The organism is Pseudomonas sp. S150, from assembly GCF_004526365.1.
Classification (GTDB): domain Bacteria; phylum Pseudomonadota; class Gammaproteobacteria; order Pseudomonadales; family Pseudomonadaceae; genus Aquipseudomonas; species Aquipseudomonas putida_A.
This window is the reverse complement of the sequence record NZ_CP038207.1, coordinates 4,762,898-4,784,947: the sequence shown is the minus strand read 5'-3', so window position 1 is coordinate 4,784,947 and position 22,050 is coordinate 4,762,898. Positions and strand designations below refer to the sequence as shown.

Annotated in this window: 14 protein-coding genes and 1 pseudogene; 10 read left to right on the top strand and 5 right to left on the bottom strand. The window is 59.8% G+C overall.

Annotation, left to right across the window (positions count from 1 at the left end; translation table 11 throughout):
* Window positions 1-322 precede the first annotated feature (322 nt).
* The 6 genes from fadB to E3Z29_RS22075 all read left to right on the top strand — a co-directional run bounded on the left by fadB (window position 323) and on the right by E3Z29_RS22075 (window position 7,766).
* The gene (gene fadB, locus E3Z29_RS22100; RefSeq protein ID WP_024013640.1) at window positions 323-2,470 is read left to right on the top strand and encodes a fatty acid oxidation complex subunit alpha FadB; all 2,148 of its coding nucleotides are present in this window, start codon (window positions 323-325) and stop codon (window positions 2,468-2,470) included.
* 29 nt (window positions 2,471-2,499) lie between these two features.
* Entirely contained in the window at window positions 2,500-3,675 is a 1,176-nt protein-coding gene (gene fadA, locus E3Z29_RS22095) for an acetyl-CoA C-acyltransferase FadA (RefSeq protein ID WP_047600135.1), read from the top strand.
* 100 nt (window positions 3,676-3,775) lie between these two features.
* The gene (locus E3Z29_RS22090) at window positions 3,776-4,012 is read left to right on the top strand and encodes a DUF1653 domain-containing protein (protein ID WP_134786957.1); all 237 of its coding nucleotides are present in this window, start codon (window positions 3,776-3,778) and stop codon (window positions 4,010-4,012) included.
* A 114-nt stretch (window positions 4,013-4,126) separates the two neighbouring features.
* On the top strand, window positions 4,127-6,757 hold the full coding sequence (gene topA / locus E3Z29_RS22085; RefSeq protein ID WP_134786956.1) for a type I DNA topoisomerase: 2,631 nt from the start codon (window positions 4,127-4,129) through the stop codon (window positions 6,755-6,757).
* A gap of 144 nt (window positions 6,758-6,901) precedes the next feature.
* Window positions 6,902-7,426 (top strand): DUF6586 family protein, encoded by a 525-nt coding sequence (locus tag E3Z29_RS22080; RefSeq protein WP_097088548.1) that lies wholly within the window; start codon window positions 6,902-6,904, stop codon window positions 7,424-7,426.
* A 106-nt stretch (window positions 7,427-7,532) separates the two neighbouring features.
* Window positions 7,533-7,766 (top strand): hypothetical protein, encoded by a 234-nt coding sequence (locus E3Z29_RS22075; RefSeq protein WP_003226592.1) that lies wholly within the window; start codon window positions 7,533-7,535, stop codon window positions 7,764-7,766.
* Between the two features lie 94 nt (window positions 7,767-7,860).
* Here the strand turns inward: E3Z29_RS22075 and sulA are convergent, their stop codons facing one another.
* Together sulA and lexA are read right to left on the bottom strand one after the other, a co-directional pair.
* Window positions 7,861-8,334, bottom strand: coding sequence for an SOS-induced cell division inhibitor SulA (gene sulA, locus E3Z29_RS22070; RefSeq protein ID WP_003226591.1), 474 nt, complete (start codon window positions 8,332-8,334; stop codon window positions 7,861-7,863).
* Window positions 8,335-8,344: 10 nt separating this feature from the next.
* Window positions 8,345-8,953, bottom strand: a complete 609-nt coding sequence (gene lexA / locus E3Z29_RS22065; RefSeq protein WP_003226590.1) for a transcriptional repressor LexA — start codon at window positions 8,951-8,953, stop codon at window positions 8,345-8,347.
* Between the two features lie 229 nt (window positions 8,954-9,182).
* Between lexA and E3Z29_RS22060 the strand changes: the two genes are divergently transcribed.
* From E3Z29_RS22060 to E3Z29_RS22045, 4 genes are all read left to right on the top strand, one after another.
* A complete protein-coding gene (locus E3Z29_RS22060) occupies window positions 9,183-9,890 on the top strand; it encodes a TetR/AcrR family transcriptional regulator (protein ID WP_007961819.1) in 708 nt (235 codons plus the stop codon).
* Between the two features lie 158 nt (window positions 9,891-10,048).
* Window positions 10,049-11,059 carry a beta-N-acetylhexosaminidase gene (gene nagZ / locus E3Z29_RS22055; protein ID WP_041068989.1) on the top strand — a complete coding sequence of 337 codons (1,011 nt, stop codon included), beginning with the start codon at window positions 10,049-10,051 and terminating at the stop codon, window positions 11,057-11,059.
* An 11-nt stretch (window positions 11,060-11,070) separates the two neighbouring features.
* On the top strand, window positions 11,071-11,808 hold the full coding sequence (locus E3Z29_RS22050; protein WP_123588508.1) for an S-methyl-5'-thioinosine phosphorylase: 738 nt from the start codon (window positions 11,071-11,073) through the stop codon (window positions 11,806-11,808).
* A 9-nt stretch (window positions 11,809-11,817) separates the two neighbouring features.
* Complete coding sequence (locus E3Z29_RS22045) at window positions 11,818-15,111, top strand: DEAD/DEAH box helicase (protein ID WP_134786955.1); 3,294 nt, start codon at window positions 11,818-11,820, stop codon at window positions 15,109-15,111.
* 125 nt (window positions 15,112-15,236) lie between these two features.
* Here E3Z29_RS22045 and E3Z29_RS22040 read toward each other — a convergent pair whose 3' ends face one another.
* From E3Z29_RS22040 to mfd, 3 genes and pseudogenes are all read right to left on the bottom strand, one after another.
* The gene (locus E3Z29_RS22040; protein ID WP_098964805.1) at window positions 15,237-17,927 is read right to left on the bottom strand and encodes a DEAD/DEAH box helicase; all 2,691 of its coding nucleotides are present in this window, start codon (window positions 17,925-17,927) and stop codon (window positions 15,237-15,239) included.
* A gap of 11 nt (window positions 17,928-17,938) precedes the next feature.
* Window positions 17,939-18,505 carry a CsiV family protein gene (locus E3Z29_RS22035; RefSeq protein ID WP_134786954.1) on the bottom strand — a complete coding sequence of 189 codons (567 nt, stop codon included), beginning with the start codon at window positions 18,503-18,505 and terminating at the stop codon, window positions 17,939-17,941.
* 10 nt (window positions 18,506-18,515) lie between these two features.
* Window positions 18,516-21,967: pseudogene (gene mfd, locus E3Z29_RS22030) on the bottom strand (transcription-repair coupling factor).
* Window positions 21,968-22,050 lie beyond the last annotated feature (83 nt).

The following is a 22,050-nucleotide window of genomic DNA, read 5'->3' as shown; positions in this document are numbered from 1 at the left end:
TAACTATTGATTCTATGAATGGCTTTGCATGCAGCTGCGTGTTGCGGATCTGTGTGCAACGGAAATGACCACAAAGTCGCATTTCAACCCGTATTTTGGGCGATTGACAATTGTTGGAAATTCCGTGAAGGTGACGTACCCAAATCAAACGGGCGTATGAATTGAGCGTTTGTCTTACAGACTGCTCCTACAGAATCCCGACTATCGCGTTGGCGGGTGTGCCGGGTGGATTGGCGTCAGCATCGACGAAAAAGCGTCCTGCCGAGCCATTTACCTGCGTCCGACGTGTACTGTTCAGCTTCCATATCGTGGAGATCAGTTGATGATTTACGAAGGTAAAGCCATCACGGTTAAAGCTCTTGAAAGTGGCATCGTCGAATTGAAATTCGACCTCAAGGGTGAGTCCGTCAACAAGTTCAACCGTCTTACCCTGAACGAACTGCGTCAGGCCGTGGACACCATCAAGGCAGATGCTTCGATCAAGGGCGTGATCGTCAGCAGTGGCAAGGACGTGTTCATCGTCGGCGCCGACATCACCGAATTTGTCGACAACTTCAAGCTGCCGGATGCCGAGCTGGTTGCTGGCAATCTCGAAGCCAACAAGATCTTCAGCGATTTCGAAGACCTCAACGTTCCGACCGTGGCCGCGATCAACGGCATCGCCCTGGGTGGCGGTCTGGAAATGTGCCTGGCGGCGGACTACCGCGTCATGTCGACCAAGGCCAAGATCGGTCTGCCGGAAGTCAAACTGGGCATCTACCCAGGCTTCGGCGGCACCGTGCGTCTGCCGCGCCTGATTGGCGTCGATAACGCCATCGAGTGGATTGCCGCCGGTAAGGAAAACCGTCCTGAGGACGCGCTGAAAGTCAGCGCCGTCGACGCCGTGGTTGCTCCGGAGAAGCTGCAGGAAGCTGCCCTTGAGCTGATCAAACGCGCCATCTCCGGCGAGTTCGACTACAAGGCCAAGCGTCAGCCAAAACTTGAAAAACTCAAGTTGAACGCCATTGAACAAATGATGGCTTTCGAAACCGCCAAAGGTTTCGTGGCAGGGCAGGCAGGCCCGAATTACCCGGCGCCGGTCGAAGCGATCAAGACCATCCAGAAAGCCGCGAACTTCGGTCGTGACAAGGCGCTGGAAGTCGAAGCCGCCGGTTTCGTCAAACTGGCCAAGACCTCTGCCGCGCAGAGCTTGATCGGTCTGTTCCTGAACGATCAGGAACTGAAGAAAAAGGCCAAGGCTTACGATGAAATCGCCAAGGACGTGAAGCAGGCTGCCGTACTGGGCGCCGGCATCATGGGCGGCGGTATCGCCTATCAGTCGGCCTCCAAAGGCACGCCGATCCTGATGAAGGACATCAACGAACACGGTATCGAGCAGGGTCTGGCCGAAGCCGCCAAACTGCTGGTTGGCCGCGTTGACAAAGGCCGCATGACCGCCGCGAAAATGGCTGAAGTGCTCAACGGTATTCGTCCGACCCTGTCCTACGGTGACTTCGGTCACGTCGATCTGGTTGTTGAAGCCGTGGTCGAGAACCCGAAGGTCAAGCAAGCTGTGCTGGCTGAAGTCGAAGACAAGGTCAAAGAGGACACCATCCTCGCGTCCAACACCTCGACGATTTCCATCAGCTTGCTGGCCAAGGCCCTCAAGCGCCCGGAAAACTTCGTCGGCATGCACTTCTTCAACCCGGTGCACATGATGCCGCTGGTGGAAGTGATCCGTGGCGAGAAGTCCAGCGAGCTGGCGATTGCCACAACCGTTGCCTACGCCAAGAAAATGGGCAAGAACCCGATCGTCGTCAACGACTGCCCGGGCTTCCTGGTCAACCGCGTTCTGTTCCCGTATTTCGGCGGTTTCGCCAAGCTGGTCAGCGCTGGTGTGGACTTCGTCCGCATCGACAAGGTCATGGAAAAATTCGGCTGGCCGATGGGCCCGGCGTACCTGATGGACGTGGTCGGCATCGACACCGGTCACCACGGTCGTGACGTGATGGCTGAAGGCTTCCCGGATCGCATGAAGGATGATCGTCGCTCGGCCATCGACGTGCTGTACGAGGCCAAGCGTCTGGGCCAGAAGAACGGCAAGGGCTTCTACGCATACGAAGCCGACAAGAAAGGCAAGCAGAAGAAGGTTGCCGATCCGTCGGTGCTGGAAGTGCTCAAGCCGATCGTTTACGAGCAGCGCGAAGTCACTGACGAAGACATCATCAACTGGATGATGATCCCGCTGTGCCTGGAAACCGTGCGCTGCCTGGAAGACGGCATCGTTGAAACCGCCGCCGAAGCCGACATGGGTCTGGTCTACGGTATCGGTTTCCCTCCATTCCGTGGCGGTGCGCTGCGCTACATCGATTCGATCGGTGTGGCCGAGTTCGTTGCCCTGGCTGACCAGTACGCTGATTTGGGCGCGCTGTACCACCCGACCGCGAAGCTGCGCGAAATGGCCAAAAACGGCCAGAGCTTCTTCGGTTAAGCGCCCCCAACTAGAGTGAGAGTGAACTTATGAGCTTGAATCCTAGAGACGTCGTGATTGTCGACTTCGGTCGTACTCCGATGGGCCGCTCCAAGGGCGGCATGCACCGCAACACCCGCGCCGAAGACATGTCGGCGCACCTGATCAGCAAACTGCTGGAACGCAACGCCAAGGTCGATCCTGCTGAAGTCGAGGACGTGATCTGGGGCTGTGTGAACCAGACCCTGGAGCAGGGCTGGAACATCGCGCGCATGGCGTCGCTGATGACCCAGATCCCGCACACCTCGGCCGGCCAGACCGTCAGCCGTCTGTGCGGCTCGTCGATGAGCGCCCTGCACACTGCAGCGCAAGCGATCATGACCGGCAACGGTGACGTATTCGTGGTTGGCGGCGTCGAGCATATGGGCCACGTGAGCATGATGCACGGTGTCGATCCGAACCCGCACATGTCGCTGTACGCGGCGAAAGCCTCGGGCATGATGGGTCTGACCGCAGAAATGCTCGGCAAGATGCACGGCATCACTCGTGAGCAGCAGGATGCCTTTGGCGTGCGCTCCCACCAGCTCGCCCATAAAGCGACGGTGGAAGGCAAGTTCAAAGACGAAATCATCCCGATGCAGGGCTACGACGAAAACGGCTTCCTGAAGCTGTTCGACTACGACGAAACCATTCGTCCGGAAACCACCCTGGAAAGTCTGGCGGCCCTCAAACCTGCCTTCAATCCAAAAGGCGGCACCGTGACAGCCGGTACTTCGTCGCAGATCACCGATGGTGCTTCGTGCATGATCGTGATGTCGGCGCAGCGTGCACAGGATCTGGGGATCCAGCCGATGGCCGTGATCCGTTCGATGGCAGTGGCGGGTGTGGATCCGGCGATCATGGGCTATGGTCCAGTGCCGGCGACACAAAAAGCCCTGAAGCGTGCGGGCCTTGGCATCAACGATATCGACTTCTTCGAGCTCAACGAAGCTTTCGCTGCACAGGCCCTGCCAGTGCTGAAAGATCTGAAAGTGCTCGACAAGATGAACGAGAAGGTTAACCTGCACGGCGGCGCGATCGCCCTGGGTCACCCGTTCGGTTGCTCCGGTGCCCGTATTTCCGGCACCTTGCTGAACGTGATGAAGCAGAATGGCGGCACCTTTGGGGTGGCCACTATGTGCATTGGTCTTGGCCAAGGCATCTCCACCGTCTTCGAACGCGTTTAAGCGTCTCGTCGATGGAAGCCGGGGCCAAGTGCCCCGGTTTTTGTTTTTTGCGGATTTATTTTTGTATTTATTTTGAAAAAATTTGAGTGAGGGCCGAAGCATGCCGATACAACCTGGGCTCTACAAACATTACAAAGGTCAGCAGTACCGTGTATTCAATGTTGCGCGGCATTCCGAGACCGAAGAAGAAGTGGTGTTTTACCAAGCCCTGTATGGCGATTACGGCTTTTGGGTACGCCCTTTGAGCATGTTCGTCGAGTCGGTCGAGGTTGACGGCGAGCAGGTGCCACGCTTTGCTTTGGTGCACGCCGAACCGAGCCTTTTTTCCAAGGCATAAGGCGAGTGCGCACAGAACCCTGTGCTTGACCTCACCTTGTAGCCACTATATATAGCGGTGCCGCGTCAGGCGCCAACCGCCTTTCACTTCTAGAATTCAGGAATTTTCTGATCCATGGGCAAATCGCTGGTCATTGTGGAATCCCCGGCTAAGGCCAAGACCATCAACAAGTATCTGGGCAACCAATACGTGGTGAAGTCGAGTATCGGCCATATCCGAGACCTGCCCACCAGCGGTTCGGCTAGCGCCAGCAAAGAGCCAGCCGCCAAGCGCGGCAAGGCTGCCGCGGGCGAGGGGCCGGTGCTCACGCCGAAAGAGAAAGCGCGCAAGCAATTGGTCTCGCGCATGGGTGTCGATCCGGAGCATGGCTGGAAATCCCAGTACGAGATCCTCCCGGGCAAAGAGAAGGTCATCGAAGAGCTGCGCCGGCTCGCCAAGGATGCTGACACCATCTATCTCGCAACCGACTTGGATCGCGAGGGGGAAGCCATTGCCTGGCACCTGCGCGAAGCCATCGGTGGTGACGACAGCCGCTACAAGCGCGTGGTGTTCAACGAAATCACCAAGAAGGCGATTCAGGAAGCTTTCTCCGAGCCGGGCGAGCTGGACATTGATCGTGTAAATGCCCAGCAGGCGCGTCGTTTCCTCGACCGCGTTGTGGGTTACATGGTCTCGCCGCTGCTGTGGGCCAAGATCGCCCGTGGCCTGTCGGCCGGTCGCGTGCAATCGGTTGCCGTGAAGCTGGTGGTCGAGCGTGAGCGCGAGATTCGTGCATTCAACCCGGAAGAGTACTGGGAAGTGCACGCTGATCTTGGCACCGCCAAGGGTTCGACCGTACGTTTCGAAGTGGCGCGCGAGAAGGGTGAAGCCTTCAAACCGCTAAACGAAGCTCAGGCCACAGCCGCGCTGGAGAAGCTCAAGTCCTCCAGCTACAGCATCGTCAAGCGCGAAGACAAGCCGACCAGCAGCAAGCCGTCGGCGCCGTTCATCACGTCCACCCTGCAGCAGGCCGCGAGCAACCGCCTGGGCTTCGGCGTGAAGAAAACCATGATGATGGCCCAGCGTCTGTACGAAGCCGGCTACATCACTTATATGCGTACCGACTCGACCAACCTCTCGGCTGATGCCGTGGCGATGGCGCGTACCTATATCGAGGACGAGTTCGGCAAGAAGTACCTGCCGGAAACGCCGAACGTCTACAGCAGCAAGGAAGGCGCACAAGAGGCTCACGAAGCGATTCGTCCTTCCGATGCCAACACCACGCCAAGCAAGCTTGCAGGCATGGAGCGTGATGCTGAGCGCCTCTACGAGTTGATCTGGCGCCAGTTCCTCGCTTGCCAGATGCTGCCGGCGCAATATCTGTCGACCACCGTCAGCGTTGCCGCTGGCGACTTCGAGCTGCGTGCCAAAGGCCGCATCCTCAAGTTCGACGGTTACACCCGCGTTCTGCCGCAAATCACCAAGCCTGGCGATGACGATGTTCTGCCGGACATGGCGCAGGGCGATGCGATGAAGCTGATCAAGCTCGATCCGTCGCAGCATTTCACCAAGCCGCCGGCCCGTTACTCGGAAGCCAGCCTGGTCAAGGAAATGGAAAAACGCGGCATCGGTCGTCCTTCGACTTACGCAGCGATCATTTCGACCATTCAGGATCGCGGCTACGTGACCCTGCACAACCGTCGTTTCTACTCGGAAAAGATGGGCGATATCGTCACCGAGCGTCTGTCGGAGAGCTTCTCGAACCTCATGGACTACGGCTTCACCGCCGGCATGGAAGAGAACCTCGATGATGTGGCTCAGGGCGAGCGCGACTGGAAAAACGTGCTGGACGAGTTCTACGGCGACTTCAAGAAGAAGCTCGAAGTGGCCGAGAACCCGGAAAGCGGCATGCGTGCCAACCAGCCGGTCATGACTGATATTCCGTGCACCACGTGCGGTCGTCCGATGCAGATCCGTACTGCATCGACCGGCGTGTTCCTCGGTTGCTCGGGTTACAGCCTGCCACCAAAAGAGCGCTGCAAGGCCACCGTCAACCTGGTGCCGGGCGACGAGATCGCTGCGGACGACGAGGGCGAGTCGGAGTCGCTGGTGCTGCGCGGCAAGCATCGCTGCCCGATCTGCAGCACCGCGATGGACGCCTACCTGCTCGACGAGAAGCGCAAACTGCACATCTGCGGTAACAACCCGGATTGTGCCGGCTACGAAATCGAGGAAGGCAACTATCGCATCAAGGGCTATGAGGGTCCGAGCCTGGAGTGCGACAAGTGCGGCAGCGAGATGCAGCTCAAGACTGGCCGTTTCGGCAAGTTCTTCGGTTGCACCAACCCGACCTGCAAGAACACCCGTAAACTGCTCAAGAGCGGTGACGCGGCGCCGCCGAAGATGGATCCGGTGAAGATGCCCGAGCTGAAATGCGAGAAGGTCAACGACACCTACATTCTGCGCGACGGTGCTTCCGGTCTGTTCCTGGCGGCCAGCCAGTTCCCGAAAAACCGCGAGACTCGTGCTCCGCTGGTGATCGAGATTCTGCCGCACAAGGATGAGATCGATCCGAAGTACCACTTCCTCTGCGAAGCACCGCAGAAGGATCCTGATGGTCTGCCGGCAGTAATCCGTTACAGCCGCAAGACCAAGGAGCAATATGTGCAGACCGAGGTCGACGGCAAGCCTACCGGCTGGAAAGCGTTCTACGACGGTGGCAAGTGGACTGTTGAAGACAAGCGTACGAAAGCCAAGGCTGAGTAAGCGTTAGCCTGATCCACAAAAGGCCGCATGATGACCCTCGGGTTTTCATGCGGCCTTTTTGTTTTGTGCTTGCGGTCGGATCCGCTGATCCACGACACTGTCGGGTCTGTGTGACGCAATTATTTCGCTGTGGAGACTGCCGGCATGGCGCACGAACTCTATACCCGCACCAATCAGAAGATCTATTTCGCCGGCCTGTCACTGGAGGCTCTGGCTCGCGCCGAAGAGGGGCGGGCGATGAATTCGTTGGCGCTGATTCAGGCTGGACGTGAGTCGGCGTTGTTTCACCTCTACGGCGCGCTTCTGGGACTGTGTCACGAGATCGCCGGTTTTTATCGTCTGCCTCAGGCCAATGCATCGCGAGCAGAAGCGTTGCTGACTCGCGAAGTCCTGGAATCGATTGCGATCCCGGAACTGGCCGAGATGGTTGAGCTGGCTGGTAACCCTGAAACCTGGCTGGCGAAATTGCTGGCGGCGCACTCAGCGTTGTTCCAGCCGCCACGGGTGCCACACAAGCCCAAGGGCGATGTGACACAGCCATTGATTCAGGCCATTAATCTCGATGAAGAAGAGGCGCCGCAGGAGTTGAGTCGGGAAGAGCTGGAGAGCTGGCGGCAGAATCTCAAGGGCCTGGCAATCCGCTTTCGCGAAGGCTTGAACGAATGCTGAGGACAATTGACACGGTGGCAATCTGAAACATGCTGCTGGTCAAGATCCCGAGCGAAGCCCGAATGATGTCTATATAATCCCTGCCTTTCGTGGAGAACTGACCTATATGCCAACGTCCTTTCTAGAAATTGTCGAGTTACCAGACGGCCGAATCGAACTGCGCAGGGCTGAGGACGAGGGTTCTCTGGTGACGCTGGATTTCTCCGAGGATGCTAAAGCATTCCTGCAAGGCCAGCATGTGGAAATCGCGAAAGCGATGTTGAGCGTCGGCGTACAGATGGCCGGCCGTATGGTCGAAGGCGAATTTGATAAGGAAGAAGGGCCGCGGGTTCTTCACTGAGATCCGCCTGTCGGCGCTTGCCGCTGCAACATCAGATCGGCTTCTCTGTCCCTGGAGAAGCCCTGCGCTTCACACAGCGCGCGTTACAAGTGAATCAACCCAATCGAATGTTCAGGCTCTGAGCGTCGCCCGTGCGGGCTGCGCTGATCAGTTGTTGCCGTGAACTTGTGTTCAGCGGATTGAGCCAGGTTACCACCGTATGGCTACGACCCAGGCGCAGTGCTTCGCAGGCCAGTTGCTGAGCGCTTTGCGCACCACGAGGTTGCAGTAGCAGAATGCGTTCACGGTTCAGGCCGGCCTCTCGCAGCCAGATCTGGGTCAGGCTGGCTGGAGGGGCGATCAGCGTCAGCCAGCGTGCATCCTGATCCTCGCTCAGTTCGCGAAGAATCGGGGCAAGCAGGTTCAGGCAGTTCCCGGCCGCACCGCGCAGTGACAGCTCACTGAATACTTCCGGTTCGGCAATCCATGGGCGCTCGACCACATCTTTCAGGATCGGTGCCATCGGTTGTGCCAGAAACGCTTCGAATAGAGGCAGTTGTGTTTGCTGGGGTGTGTGTGGGAACTGCATAAAGCCTCCTTTAGCGGCGGATTACGCCGACACTCAAGCCTTCGATCACCAGTTCCTGATCTTTCAGGTCGACTTCGATAGGGGCGAACTCAGGGTTTTCGGCAATCAACCAGACTTTGCTGCCTTCGCGCTTGAAGCGTTTGACGGTGACTTCGTCGCCGATTCGCGCAACCACGACCTGACCATTGCGTGCTTCGCGGGTGGTGTGAACCGCCAGCAGGTCACCGTCGAAAATACCGATGTCCTTCATGCTCATGCCGTGTACGCGCAGCAGGTAATCAGCACGAGGGTGGAAGAACGCAGGGTTGATATTGCAGGACTCTTCGATGTGCTGCTGGGCGAGGATCGGTGCGCCGGCAGCCACCCGGCCAATGATCGGCAGGGTAGAGTCGTCAGCCTTGGCTTCGAAGCCGGGGATACGAATACCGCGGGAGGCGCCCGGGGTCATTTCGATTGCACCTTTGCGGGCGAGGGCCTTGAGGTGTTCTTCCGCCGCGTTGGGCGACTTGAAACCGAGCTCCTGAGCGATTTCCGCGCGGGTTGGCGGGTAGCCGTTGTCTTCGAGGCAGCGTTTGATAAAGGCCAGAATCTCGGCTTGGCGTGGCGTCAGCTTTAGCATATTGATCGCTCTGTCTTTTTATACAGTGACTGGGATTATATACAGTGAAGCGGTCTTGGCAATGCCCGTTTTTTTGCAGCCCGCCGGACGGTCGGTTCCCGTGCTTATTAATGCGCCGGTCGAGTGTGGTTAAATAGCTGACCGACCATTCCCCAAACGAACTGGCAGGCTTGACAAGGCTTGGGCTGAAACGTATGTTTCAAACAAGTGTTTGTCAGGCGGAGTAGCCATGGCCCAGTCGGAAACCGTTGAACGCATTCTTGATGCTGCCGAGCAGCTGTTCGCGGAGAAAGGTTTCGCTGAAACCTCATTGCGTTTGATCACCAGCAAGGCCGGGGTAAACCTGGCGGCGGTGAATTATCATTTCGGCTCCAAGAAAGCGCTGATCCAGGCGGTTTTCTCGCGCTTCCTCGGGCCGTTCTGCATCAGCCTCGATAAAGAGCTGGAGCGTCGCCAGGCCAAGCCTGAAAACAAGCCGACCCTTGAAGAGTTGCTGGAAATCCTCGTCGAGCAAGCGCTTGTGGTGCAGCCACGCAGCGGTAACGACCTGTCGATCTTCATGCGTTTGCTCGGTTTGGCGTTCAGCCAGAGCCAGGGTCACCTGCGTCGTTATCTGGAAGACATGTACGGTAAGGTGTTCCGCCGCTACATGCTGTTGGTCAACGAAGCGGCTCCGCGCATCCCGCCAATCGAGCTGTTCTGGCGCGTGCACTTCATGCTTGGCGCTGCGGCCTTTAGCATGTCCGGAATCAAGGCCTTGCGCGCAATTGCCGAGACCGATTTCGGCGTCAACACCTCGATCGAACAGGTGATGCGTCTGATGGTGCCGTTCCTTGCCGCCGGCATGCGTGCCGAAACCGGTGTCACCGACCCGGCGATGGCGACTGCGCAGCTTCGCCCGCGCAGCAAATCGACTCCAGTGGCCGCCAAGGTTTAACCGCACACGGGTGGGCGCGGCTGCTTGTATCCGCTAAGCTAGCCGCCCATGCCGACTCTCGTTCTGAACCCGATCTCTATAGAAATTACTGACCTGCCGAGCCCTGCTCACGGTAGTGATTTCTGGCGGATCGGGTTTTTCGTTTTCAAGGAATCTCTATGACTGCTGGCCTGCAAGGCTCGTTGATGGTGGACGTCGCCGGTACCTGGCTGACGGCCGAGGATCGCCAATTGTTGCGTCAGCCCGAAGTGGGCGGCCTGATCATTTTCGCGCGCAACATCGAGCACCCGCGCCAAGTGCGTGAGTTGAGCGCCGCCATTCGCGCCATTCGCCCGGATCTGCTGCTGGCGGTCGACCAGGAGGGCGGTCGCGTGCAGCGTCTGCGTCAGGGCTTCGTGCGCCTGCCCGCGATGCGTGCCATCGCCGACAACCCGAACGCCGAATACCTCGCCGAACAATGCGGCTGGGTCATGGCCACCGAAGTGTTGGCGGTCGGCCTCGACCTGAGTTTCGCCCCGGTGCTGGATCTGGATTACCAGCGCAGCGCCGTGGTCGGCACTCGTTCGTTCGAAGGGGATCCCGAGCGCGCAGCGTTGCTCGCCGGCGCCTTCATCCGCGGCATGAACAGCGCGGGCATGGCCGCTACCGGCAAGCATTTCCCCGGTCACGGTTGGGCCGAAGCCGACTCCCACGTCGCGATCCCGAATGACGAGCGCAGTCTCGACGAGATCCGCGCCAACGACCTCGTACCGTTCGCCAGACTCAGCAAGCAACTCGCTGCGGTCATGCCGGCGCACGTCATCTATCCGCAAGTCGATTCGCAGCCGGCCGGGTTCTCCCGTCGCTGGTTGCAGGACATCCTGCGCGGCGAGTTGCAGTTTGACGGCGTGATCTTCAGCGACGACCTGTCGATGGCCGGCGCCCACGTGGTCGGCGACGCTGCCAGCCGGATCGAAGCCGCGTTGACTGCCGGTTGCGACATGGGCCTGGTGTGCAATGACCGCGCTGCGGCCGAACTGGCCCTGAGTGCTGCGCAACGGATGAAGGTCAAGCCGTCCGCACGCATTGCGCGAATGCGCGGGCAGGCGTTCGCCAGCACCGACTACCGTCAGGATCCGCGCTGGCTCACCGCCATCGGCGCGCTCAAAGACGCTCAACTGATCGATTAAGGATTTTTGCTATGACGGTTTACGCAATCATCGGTGGCACCGGCCTGACCCAGCTCGAAGGCCTGAGCATTCGTCAGTCGTTGGCGGTGGATACGCCTTACGGTTCGCCGTCGGCTGAAGTGCAGATCGGGGAATATGCCGGCAAGGAAGTTCTGTTCCTCGCCCGTCACGGCCATCCCCATCGTTTCCCGCCGCACAAGGTCAACTACCGTGCCAACCTGTGGGCGCTGAAGCAGGCCGGCGCCGAGGCGATCATCGCGGTCAACGCGGTGGGCGGGATCCATCCGGCCATGGGCACCGGGCATTTCTGTGTGCCACACCAGATCGTCGATTACACCAGCGGTCGCGAACACACGTTTTTCGCCGATGATCTGGAGCACGTCACCCACATCGATTTCAGCTTCCCTTACAGCGAGTCGCTGCGTCAGCAACTGATCGCCGCGCTGGCTGCCGAAGGCTGCGAATACAGCGATCAGGGCGTGTATGCCTGCACCCAAGGCCCGCGTCTGGAAACCGTGGCGGAGATCGTGCGTCTGGAGCGTGACGGTTGCGACATCGTCGGCATGACCGGCATGCCGGAAGCGGCATTGGCCCGTGAGCTGGATCTGGATTACGCCTGCCTGTCGCTGGTGGTGAACCCGGCAGCAGGCAAGACCACGGCGGTGATCACCATGGCCGAAATCGAGCAGGCGCTGCATGACGGGATGGGCAAGGTGAAATCGACGTTGGCGCGGGTGTTGGCCAGCTAAGGACTGTCCATGAGCATTCTCATCGAACAGCTTAAGTCGTTGGCCTGGGCCCGGGCATTCACTAGCAACGCGCTCGCCAAGGCCCGTGCTTATGCTGTCGATGATCGGGTAGAGATCATCGAGATCGATGACAGAAAGATCGAGGCGTTCTGCGTCGGTTCGGAAGATCAGGCGTATGAACAAACCATTTACCTGTCCGAAGATCGGCTGGGTTCCGTCACCTTGCGTTGCCTGTGCACCTGTCCTGTCTCAATCGACTGCAAACACTGCGCTGCGGTGCTCTATCACCTGCAGGGCCGTGATCATGAAGCGTCCGAAAGTGACGCTCAGGCCCAGTTGGGGCGGGCGCTGGAACATTGGCTTTCGACCATTCCCGTGCCGGCCAAGCCCATCGGAGAAGGCGCGCAAACCGCAGGCACGCGCCTGTTTTACAAGCTCAAGCCAACGTCAGTGAGCGGCAAGTGGCTGCTCGATATTTTCAAGGTCTCCCAGCTCAAGAACAGCGAGTTACGCGAAGTAAAACCGATGTATTCGCTGGCGGACATGCTCATGCGTCAGCCCGGTTATCTGTCCGAACTGGATCTGCGCGTTGCCAGGCTGTTGGTCGCCATGCATTCCCATCACGCCTATTACAGCGGCTATCCGCTGGAAGGCAGCAGTGGCGCCGAACTGCTGGAAATGCTCCTGTGCACCTCCCGCCTGTTCCTCGACTTCGAAAACTTGCAGGCACTGACGCCGGGCGCGAAACGCATGGGTCTGTTCTCTTGGGCCGAGCAGGCCGACGGTGGGTTCCGCGCCCAGTGGAGCAGTGCCGAGGCTGCGCAGGAAACCGTGCTGGCGCTGGAGCCGCTTTATTACCTCGATCGTGAGCAGCGACAGGTTGGCCCTCTGTTCAGTGAGTTGGAAGAAAAACTGGCCTGCCATTTGACCCTCGCCCCAGACATCCCGGCGCGTCAGGCGATGCAGTTCAGCCATCGCATGAGCGCGATGACCAAAATCCCGCCGCCGCATAAGCTCACCGAACGAATCATCGATGACGTGCTTCCGCAGCCGCAACTGACCTTGGTCAGCGGCCGGGAGCGTTCGCGCTGGGAATACGTTCTGGAGCACCGCGCCGCTCTGGTGTTTACCTACAATGGTCATCCGGCGGTGGATCGTAATCCGGAAGTGATGATCCTCAATGGCACTGAAACCCAGCGCATTCGACGCCAGCCTGCGATGGAAAAGAAGTTGCGCCAGAGCCTGCAAAAGCTCGGCTTCAAAAAAGCCACGCGCAAGAGCGCTATGGATCGTCCCGGCGAGATGTTCACTTTGCCGGATGATTCCGCCTGGCTCGGATTCATGCATGAAGGGCTTGCCACACTGCGCGCCGCGGACTGGGAAATCGAAATCAGTCCCGGCTTCCATTTCGATGTGCAGCCGGTCGAACACTGGTACGCGGAGGTCGAAGAAGAGGCCGGGCATCAATGGTTTGATCTGCAACTGGGCATCGTCGTCAATGGCGAGCGCTACAGCTTGTTGCCGATCCTTCTGCATCTGTTGCGCACCCAGCCACGTTTGCTCGACCCGGTGAATCTGGCGCAACGCAGCGACGACGAAAAACTCCTGATCGAACTCAAGCCCAGCGGTTTTGGCGACCCGGCAGGCGCCAAGGTGGCGTTGCCGCTGAGTCGGGTCAAACCGCTGATGGCGACGCTGGGCGAGCTGTACCTGGGCGGACATCAGGGCGATGCGCTGCGCTTGACTGCTCCAGACGCCGCGCGCCTGAGTATGCTCGATGGCATGCCACTGGAATGGCAGGGCGGCGAACGCCTGCGCACTTTTGCCAAGCGGCTGCACAATTCCAGTCACACCCATATTGCTGCGCCGGCCGGCCTTAATGCGCAACTGCGCCCATATCAGCTCGAAGGCCTTGGCTGGATGCAGACTCTGCGGGAGCTGGAGGTCGGCGGCATTCTTGGCGATGACATGGGCTTGGGCAAAACCCTGCAGACCCTGGCGCATCTGCTCACGGAAAAGCACGCCGGTCGCCTCGATTGCCCGGCACTGGCGGTGATGCCGACCAGCCTGATTCCCAACTGGCTCGACGAGGCCCAGCGCTTCACGCCTCAGTTGAAGGTCCTGGCGCTGCATGGGGCCGGGCGGCAAAAAGACTTCGCCAATCTCGCCGAATACGACTTGGTGCTGACCACTTACGCCTTGCTGCCCAGGGATCTTGAAACGTTGCGGCCGCAGTCGTGGAGCGTGCTGATTCTCGACGAAGCGCAGAACATCAAGAACCCGCTGAGCAAAGCGGCGCAGGCCGCACGTGACTTGCAGGCCCGTCAGCGCTTGTGTCTGAGCGGCACGCCACTGGAAAACCATCTCGGCGAGCTCTGGTCGCAGTTTCATTTCCTCATGCCTGGCTGGCTGGGCGACAGCAAATCCTTCAACCGCGATTACCGCACACCGATCGAGAAACATGGCAATGTCCAGCGCATGCAGCACCTGACGGCGCGCATCAAGCCGTTTCTGCTGCGTCGCAAGAAAGATCAGGTCGCCACTGAGCTGCCGCCGAAAACCGAAATCATCCATTGGGTTGAACTCAGCGACGGCCAGCGCGACGTCTATGAAACGGTGCGCGTGGCGATGGACAAAAAAGTGCGCGACGAAATTGCCCGCAGTGGTGTGGCGCGCAGTCAAATCATCATTCTTGATGCCTTGCTCAAGCTGCGTCAGGTCTGCTGCGATCTGCGCTTGATCAACATGCCTCTCACGGCGAAGGCATTGCGCTCGGGCAGCGGCAAGCTGATCAGCCTGATGGAGATGCTCGAAGAGTTGCTCGGCGAAGGTCGGCGCATCCTGCTGTTCTCCCAGTTCACCTCGATGCTGGCGCTGATCGAGCAGGAGTTGCAGCAGCGCGCTATCGGTTATTCGTTGCTGACTGGCGACACCACCGACCGGCGCACGCCAGTCAAGAATTTCCAGGGCGGCAAGGTGCCGTTGTTCCTCATCAGCCTCAAGGCTGGCGGTACCGGTCTGAACCTGACGGCTGCGGACACGGTGATCCACTTCGACCCATGGTGGAACCCGGCAGTGGAGAATCAGGCAACTGATCGCGCTTATCGTATCGGGCAGAACAATCCGGTGTTTGTTTACAAGCTGATCGCTCGCGGCACGGTAGAGGAAAAGATACAAGCGTTGCAGCAGGAGAAAGCAGCGCTGGCCGGGGCGGTGCTTGAAGGTGGTACGACGGGTGGATTCAAACTGGAACAGAGTGATATCGAAGCGCTGTTTGCGCCGTTGCCCGCTTCCAGGCAGTAAGCTTCAGTTTGAACCTTCAACCGAGGTGATCCGTTCGCGAGCAGGCTCGCTCCCACAAGGGGAAATGCGATCCAACTGTGGGAGCGGGCTTGCTCGCGAAAGCTATCTAGCAAACACTGCACATCTCAACGCTTGTCGAACTTATCCGGCAACGGCGCAAATAGCGCTTCAATATCATCGCTCTGCAGTTTCCAGTCCCCGGCCTTGCGCCCATCCAGTACGCCTGCTGCCAAGTCAGACTTTTCCTTCTGCAGGTGCTGAATCTTCTCTTCCACCGTGCCGCGGGCAATCATCTTGTAGACGAACACCGGCTTCTCCTGGCCGATTCGATAGGCGCGGTCGGTTGCCTGGTTCTCGGTTGCCGGGTTCCACCACGGATCGTAATGGATCACCGTGTCCGCTTCGGTCAGGTTCAGGCCGACGCCGCCGGCCTTCAGGCTGATCAGAAAAATCTGACGCTTGCCGCTCTGGAATTCCTTCACCGGCGTGCGCCGATCGCGGGTCTGGCCGGTCAGCAAGGCGTAGGCCACGTTGCGTTTCTTCAGTTCGTCTTCGATCAGTGACAGCATCGAGGTGAACTGCGAGAACAGCAGAATCCGCCGACCTTCTTCGAACAACTCTTCGAGCATTTCCATCAGGCTGTCGAGCTTGCCCGAGCTGCTGCCGCGGGCGGGCAGGGTGGCGTCGTTGACCAGGCGCAGGTCGCAGCAGACCTGACGCAGCTTGAGCAGGGCTTCAAGAATGATGATCTGGCTGCGCGCCACGCCTTTGCGAGTGATCTCGTCGCGGACTTTCTTGTCCATCGCCAGGCGCATGGTTTCGTAAACGTCGCGCTGCGCCTCATTGAGATCGACCCAGTGGATGATCTCGGTTTTGGGCGGCAGTTCGGTGGCCACCTGTTCCTTGGTGCGGCGCAGCAGAAACGGTTTTATCCGCCCATTGAGGTGCTGCAGCCTGACTTCGCTGGCGCGCTTTTCGATCGGCACGCGGTAGTCGGCATTGAAGCTTTTGACATCGCCCAACCAGCCCGGCAGCAGAAAGTGGAACAACGACCACAACTCGCCGAGGTGGTTTTCCAGCGGTGTGCCACTCAGGCACAGGCGCTGGCGCGCGTTGAGTTCGCGAGCGGCCTGCGCGGCCTTGCTGTTAGGGTTCTTGATGTACTGCGCTTCGTCGAGCACCAGAACGTGCAGCGGCTGTTGTGCCAGCCGTTCGACGTCCTTGGGCAGCAGTGCATAGGTGGTCAGGATCAGGTCGAAGTCGGCCAGATGCTCGAAATGCTTTTTGCGGCCGGCACCGTACAGCGCGACCACTTTCAGTTGCGGCGTGAAGTGCGCGGCTTCGTCGAGCCAGTTCGGGATCAGGCTGGTGGGCATCACCACCATGCACGGTCGATCCAGACGCCCGGCGTTTTTCTCACTGAGAATATGCGCCAGGGTCTGTAAGGTTTTACCCAGACCCATGTCGTCCGCCAGAATCCCGCCGACCTCAAGCTGACGCAGGGACTGCATCCAGCTCAAGCCTTCGAGTTGATAGGGACGCAGCGTCGCGTTCAAGCCCTTCGGCGCTTGTGCACTGTAGTCGCGGATGTCGCGCAGGCGTTGGGCGAAACTTCGAATCTGTTCGCCACCCTCCCACAGCAGGGGAATGCCTTCCAGCGAGTTGAGCCGCGTGGCGTCGGCCTTGCTCAGGCGCAGGGTGGTTTCGCCCGGTTCCTGCAAGTAGAACTCGCCCAGCGTTGCCAGTACCGGTTTTAGTCGGCCAAGGGGCAGCGCCACTTGCAGCGGCCCGTGCTCACTGTTGCGTTGCGGCACATTGACCAGAATCAGCTCGTCATCGCGGCGCCGCGCCAGGCGTTCCGGGTTAAGGATTTCCGTGTGCGAGCGCATCAGGTTGAGCAGGATCGGCAGCAGGCTCAGGCGCTCACCATTGACGATGATCCCCAATTCCAGATCGAACCAGTCGCGTTCCGGCGCCTGTTCGACGGTGGCGTACCAGTCGTCGACGGCGGTCAGGTCGAAACCGAACTCCTCGTCGATCTGCAATTCCCAGCCTTGGGTGCGCAGCTTCGGCAGTTCGTTGAGGGTAAACGTCAGCCAGGCGCTGTCGTTGACCATCTCGTACAGCTCACCGGCGCTTTCCGGCAGCGCTTTGCTCTGGCGCGTGGCGATACGGAAGCCGAGGATTCTTAACTGTTCGCGGTAGGACTGTTCCACTTCCGGATGGCGTTTTATCCGCAGGGTCTGGGTTTCCTGACGAATCAGAATGTCGCTGTTTTTCTGCCCGCTGACGTATTCATCCAGATAGCTGAACGACAGCGCCGCCCGATGCTGAATATAGCGCTGCATCTTGCCGTTGCGCGGCTCGAACGCGCTGAACTCGACACTCGCCAGCCACAGGCGCGGCAGCGGTTGCACGTTGTCCACCAGCACTTGCGGCGGCGCTTTGGGGCTGCGGTTCTCCAATACGGCCTGGAGTTTTTCCAGCAGTTCGGCGTCTTTGGCGGCGGCAGGGTATTCGAGGGTTTCCTGCACTTGCAGGAGTACTGCGGCGCAGTGTTTGCAGTTATTGCGCACCGGGCAGGTGCAGGTGGCGTCAACCAGCAACAGGGTGTCTTTGGCTGACTCGCGCAAGTGAATGGTCTGACGGTAGACGTTACCGCCAGAGCCTTCGCAACTGGCGGTAATGGTCGCATCGCCCACCTGCGCGATGCGTACCCGGTTTTCCAGGGCGTAGCGGCGGCCACGCTCCAGGCTCTGTTCCTTGAATCGGCTGACCCAGGAGGGTGCCAACGGTTTACTCAGGGGCGGGGACATAAGGACTTCGATCAGTCCGGAATCGCTTCAGGGGCTTGCCGAGGGGCGGGCGCCGTCAGGGATGTGATCTTGATCAGCAGCGCCAGGTGGCCGTTGTCGAGATAGTTGAGCTGGCCGTTTTTGGTGTGGCTGTCCTGTTTCAGGTGTTCGCTGGCAGTGACCATGCCGTTGGCGTCGATCTGGTTGACCCAGAAGTCGGCGTTCACGTCGGTGAAGCGTCCGAGTTTCATTTCCAGCGTGCCCTCGATCGGGAACTGGCCGAACTGTTCCTTGCCGTCGCTGACTGCCACCTTGGTCGGCGCTTCGCCGAGGGTCTGCTGCCAGGCCTTGTGCATCAGCACACTGTAATCACCGCTGGCGCTGAGTTTGCTGGCAACGTCGCCGAGCGCAGGTGTGCGCAGGCTGTCATCACCCAGGCGTTGAGCGCCGACGGCCCAGTCTTCCGGGGCGGCACGGCTGACGATCGCTGGCACGGCGTTCTGGCGGACCAGAATCATTTCGACCTGATACAGGTCATCGGCGAAAACCGAAGGGGCTACCAAGGCAAGTAGCAAAGTCAGTGAGCGAAACAGGCGCATGCGGCGTCCTTCAAACAGTTTTCGGGAGGAGGCGCTCGAACAGCGCCTCTACAGTATTAAAGCGCTCTTCCGGGCGTTCCATCGGCACCTGGAACTTGAACATCGTGGCGCCTTCGAATTTGTAGCGTTTTGGCTGAGTCTGGATCAGTTTGATCAAGGTCATCGGGTCGACCGGCGTCTGCGCGGCGAACTCGATGCGTCCACCCTGCGGGCCACCGTCGACTTTCTTGATGCCCAGTTGTTCGGCCTGCAACTTCAGCGCGGTGATGCGCACCAGATTCTTGGTCGGCTCCGGCAGCAGGCCGAAACGATCGATCATCTCCACTTGCAGATCCTTCAGGCCTTCCTCGTCGGTGGCCGAAGCGATGCGCTTGTACAGAATCAGGCGGGCGTGAACGTCCGGCAGATAGTCTTCCGGAATCAGCGCCGGCACACGCAGGTTGACCTCCGGGCCACCGCCGAGCGGTTGATCGAGATTCGGTTGCTCGCCCTTGCGGATCGACTTCACCGCGCGCTCGAGCATCTCCATGTACAACGTAAAACCCACGGCCTGAATTTGCCCGCTCTGGCCATCGCCCAGCAGTTCGCCGGCGCCACGGATTTCCAGGTCGTTGGTCGCCAGCACGAAACCGGCGCCCAGATCCTGGGTGTTGGCAATCGCTTCCAGACGCTTTTCCGCGTCCGAAGTGATTTGCTGGCGTGGCGGCGTCAGCAGGTACGCGTAAGCCTGGTGGTGACTGCGGCCGACACGTCCGCGCAACTGGTGCAATTGCGCCAGACCGAACTTGTCGGCGCGCTCGATGATGATGGTGTTGGCGCTCGGCACGTCGATGCCGGTCTCGATGATGGTCGAGGCAATCAGCACGTTGAAGCGCTTGTGATAGAAGTCGCTCATCACCTGTTCGAGTTCGCGTTCGCGCATCTGTCCGTGACCGATGCCGATCCGTGCTTCCGGCACCAGTTCGGCGAGATCGGCAGCGCACTTCTCGATGGTCTTCACGTCGTTGTGCAGGTAGTAAACCTGCCCACCGCGCAGCAGTTCACGCAGCAGGGCCTCTTTGACCGTGCTCTTGTTCTGCTCCATGACGAAGGTGCGCACCGACAGGCGTCGCGCCGGCGGGGTGGCGATGATCGACAGATCGCGCATGCCCGACACCGCCATGTTCAGCGTGCGCGGAATCGGCGTGGCGGTCAGCGTGAGAATGTCGACTTCGCTGCGCAGGGCCTTGAGCTGTTCTTTCTGCCGGACACCGAAACGGTGTTCTTCGTCGATGATCACCAGACCCAGGTTTTTGATCTTCACGTCGTCGGACAGCAGCTTGTGCGTGCCGATGACAATGTCGATCTTGCCATCCGCCAGATCGGCGATCGCCGCGTTGACTTCCTTGGCCGATTTGAAGCGGCTCATCACTTCCACGGTCACTGGCCAGTCGGCGAAACGGTCGCGGAAACTGTTGTAGTGCTGCTGGGCGAGCAGGGTGGTCGGCACCAGAATCGCTACCTGGCGTCCGCCGTGCACGGCGATGAACGCAGCGCGCATCGCCACTTCGGTCTTGCCGAAACCGACGTCGCCGCAGACCAGACGATCCATCGGCTTTGGCGCGAGCATGTCTTCGCGCACGGCTTCGATGGTCGCTTGCTGGTCCGGCGTTTCTTCGAACGGGAAACCGGCGCTGAAGGTCGCGTAATCGGCTTTCGGGTCGGCAAACGCGTAGCCTTCGCGGGCGGCACGACGGGCATAGATGTCGAGCAGCTCAGCGGCGACATCGCGCACCTGTTCGGCGGCTTTGCGCTTGGCTTTCTGCCAGGTCTCGGAGCCGAGGCGGTGCAGCGGCGCCAGTGAGTCATCGCTGCCGGTGTAACGGGCGATCAGGTGCAGGTTGGCCACTGGCACGTAGAGCTTGGCGTTCTCCGCATATTCCAGGGTAAGAAATTCGGCCGCCTGGTTGTCGATCTCCAGAATCGTCAGGCCCAGATAACGTCCAACACCGTGATCGATGTGCACCACCGGCGCGCCTTCGCGCAGTTCGGTGAGGTTCTTGATTACCGCGTCGTTGTTGGCGTCGGCGCGTTTTTCCCGGCGACGACGCTGCATGACTCGCTGACCGAACAGCGGGCTCTCGGCCACCAGCGCCAGCGCCGGGTCATCGAGCATCAAGCCTTCGTCGAGCGGCGCGATGGTGATCGCCAGGCGATCCTTGCTCGAAACGAAGTCCGGCCAGCTGTCGACGGTTTTCGGCCGCAGCTTCAGCCGTTCCAGCAGCTCCAGCAGGACTTCACGCCGGCCCGCGGATTCGGCGGTGAACAGCACGCGTCCGGGGAATTCGTCGAGGAATGTCGAGAGCGCCGCCAGTGGTTGTGTGGCCTTGGCTTCGATCGCCAGGTTTGGCAGTGCCTGCGCCGGGAAGCGCTCGCGACCGGCACCGGATTCGACGTCCTGCTGACTGGCGACGACCCGTGGCCAGCTCTTGAGGCGGGCGAAGCAGTCTTCCACCGGCAGGAACAATTCCGCAGGCGGCAATAGAGGGCGCGATGGATCGACGCGGCGCTCTTCGTAGCGATTGCGCACGTCGTTCCAGAAGTTTTCTGCCGCTTGTTCGATACCCGGCAGCGAGAACACTTGAGTGTCCTGCGGCAGGTAATCGAACAGTGTCGAGGTTTCGTCGAAGAACAGCGGCAGGTAGTACTCGATACCGGCGGGTGTGATGCCGCTGCTCAAGTCCTGGAAAATCGGGCAGCGCCGGAAGTCGACGTCGAAACGCTCGCGGAAACGCGCCTTGAAGCGGGTGACCGCATCTTTCTGCAGCGGAAATTCTCGCGCCGGCAGCAGCTTGACCGAATCGACCTTGTCGATGGAGCGCTGGTTTTCCGGATCGAAGGTGCGCAGGGGTTTCGATTTCGTCGTCGAACAGGTCGATGCGATAGGGCAGTTTGCTGCCCATCGGGAACAGGTCGATCAGCGCGCCGCGTACGGTGAACTCGCCGTGCTCGTAAACCGTATCGACGTAGCGATAGCCGCTGGCCTCAAGGCGTGAGCGCATCTGTTCGACATCGAGCTTCTGCCCGACATCCAGCACCAGACTGCTGCCGAGCAGAAACTTGGTCGGCGCCAGGCGGTGCAGGGCGGTGGTGATCGGCACCACCAGCACGCCGTGCGCCAGTTCCGGCAGTCTATAAAGGCTGGCGATACGCTGGGAGATGATGTCCTGGTGCGGCGAGAACAGATCGTACGGCAGGGTTTCCCAGTCGGGGAAATGCAGTACGGGCAAATCCGGGGCGAAGAAACTCAGCTCCTGTTCCAGCCGTTCGGCACTCTGGCTGTCGGCGGTCAGTAGCAGGGGTGAAGCGCTTGGCAGCGCTGGCAGCCTCGGCAATCGCGAGGCTGAGGGCAGCACCGGGCAGGTTGCCCCAATGCTGTTTACCTGCCGCGGCAGGGAGAAGCGGTAGACGCAGAACGGGCACGGAAGGTTGAGCTCCAGGCTTTGCGACAAAGTCGGTAATTGTAGCGGCGTCAGGTGCCGGCTGTCAGTTGCAGACTGCGTCTA

What these genes read in the sequence shown, in the direction of transcription:
- fadB (WP_024013640.1), top strand. Translation starts at nt 323, where the DNA reads ATGATTTACGAAGGTAAAGCCATCACGGTTAAAGCTCTTGAAAGTGGC.
- fadA (WP_047600135.1), top strand. Translation starts at nt 2,500, where the DNA reads ATGAGCTTGAATCCTAGAGACGTCGTGATTGTCGACTTCGGTCGTACT.
- E3Z29_RS22090 (WP_134786957.1), top strand. Translation starts at nt 3,776, where the DNA reads ATGCCGATACAACCTGGGCTCTACAAACATTACAAAGGTCAGCAGTAC.
- topA (WP_134786956.1), top strand. Translation starts at nt 4,127, where the DNA reads ATGGGCAAATCGCTGGTCATTGTGGAATCCCCGGCTAAGGCCAAGACC.
- E3Z29_RS22080 (WP_097088548.1), top strand. Translation starts at nt 6,902, where the DNA reads ATGGCGCACGAACTCTATACCCGCACCAATCAGAAGATCTATTTCGCC.
- E3Z29_RS22075 (WP_003226592.1), top strand. Translation starts at nt 7,533, where the DNA reads ATGCCAACGTCCTTTCTAGAAATTGTCGAGTTACCAGACGGCCGAATC.
- sulA (WP_003226591.1), bottom strand. Translation starts at nt 8,334, where the DNA reads ATGCAGTTCCCACACACACCCCAGCAAACACAACTGCCTCTATTCGAA.
- lexA (WP_003226590.1), bottom strand. Translation starts at nt 8,953, where the DNA reads ATGCTAAAGCTGACGCCACGCCAAGCCGAGATTCTGGCCTTTATCAAA.
- E3Z29_RS22060 (WP_007961819.1), top strand. Translation starts at nt 9,183, where the DNA reads ATGGCCCAGTCGGAAACCGTTGAACGCATTCTTGATGCTGCCGAGCAG.
- nagZ (WP_041068989.1), top strand. Translation starts at nt 10,049, where the DNA reads ATGACTGCTGGCCTGCAAGGCTCGTTGATGGTGGACGTCGCCGGTACC.
- E3Z29_RS22050 (WP_123588508.1), top strand. Translation starts at nt 11,071, where the DNA reads ATGACGGTTTACGCAATCATCGGTGGCACCGGCCTGACCCAGCTCGAA.
- E3Z29_RS22045 (WP_134786955.1), top strand. Translation starts at nt 11,818, where the DNA reads ATGAGCATTCTCATCGAACAGCTTAAGTCGTTGGCCTGGGCCCGGGCA.
- E3Z29_RS22040 (WP_098964805.1), bottom strand. Translation starts at nt 17,927, where the DNA reads ATGTCCCCGCCCCTGAGTAAACCGTTGGCACCCTCCTGGGTCAGCCGA.
- E3Z29_RS22035 (WP_134786954.1), bottom strand. Translation starts at nt 18,505, where the DNA reads ATGCGCCTGTTTCGCTCACTGACTTTGCTACTTGCCTTGGTAGCCCCT.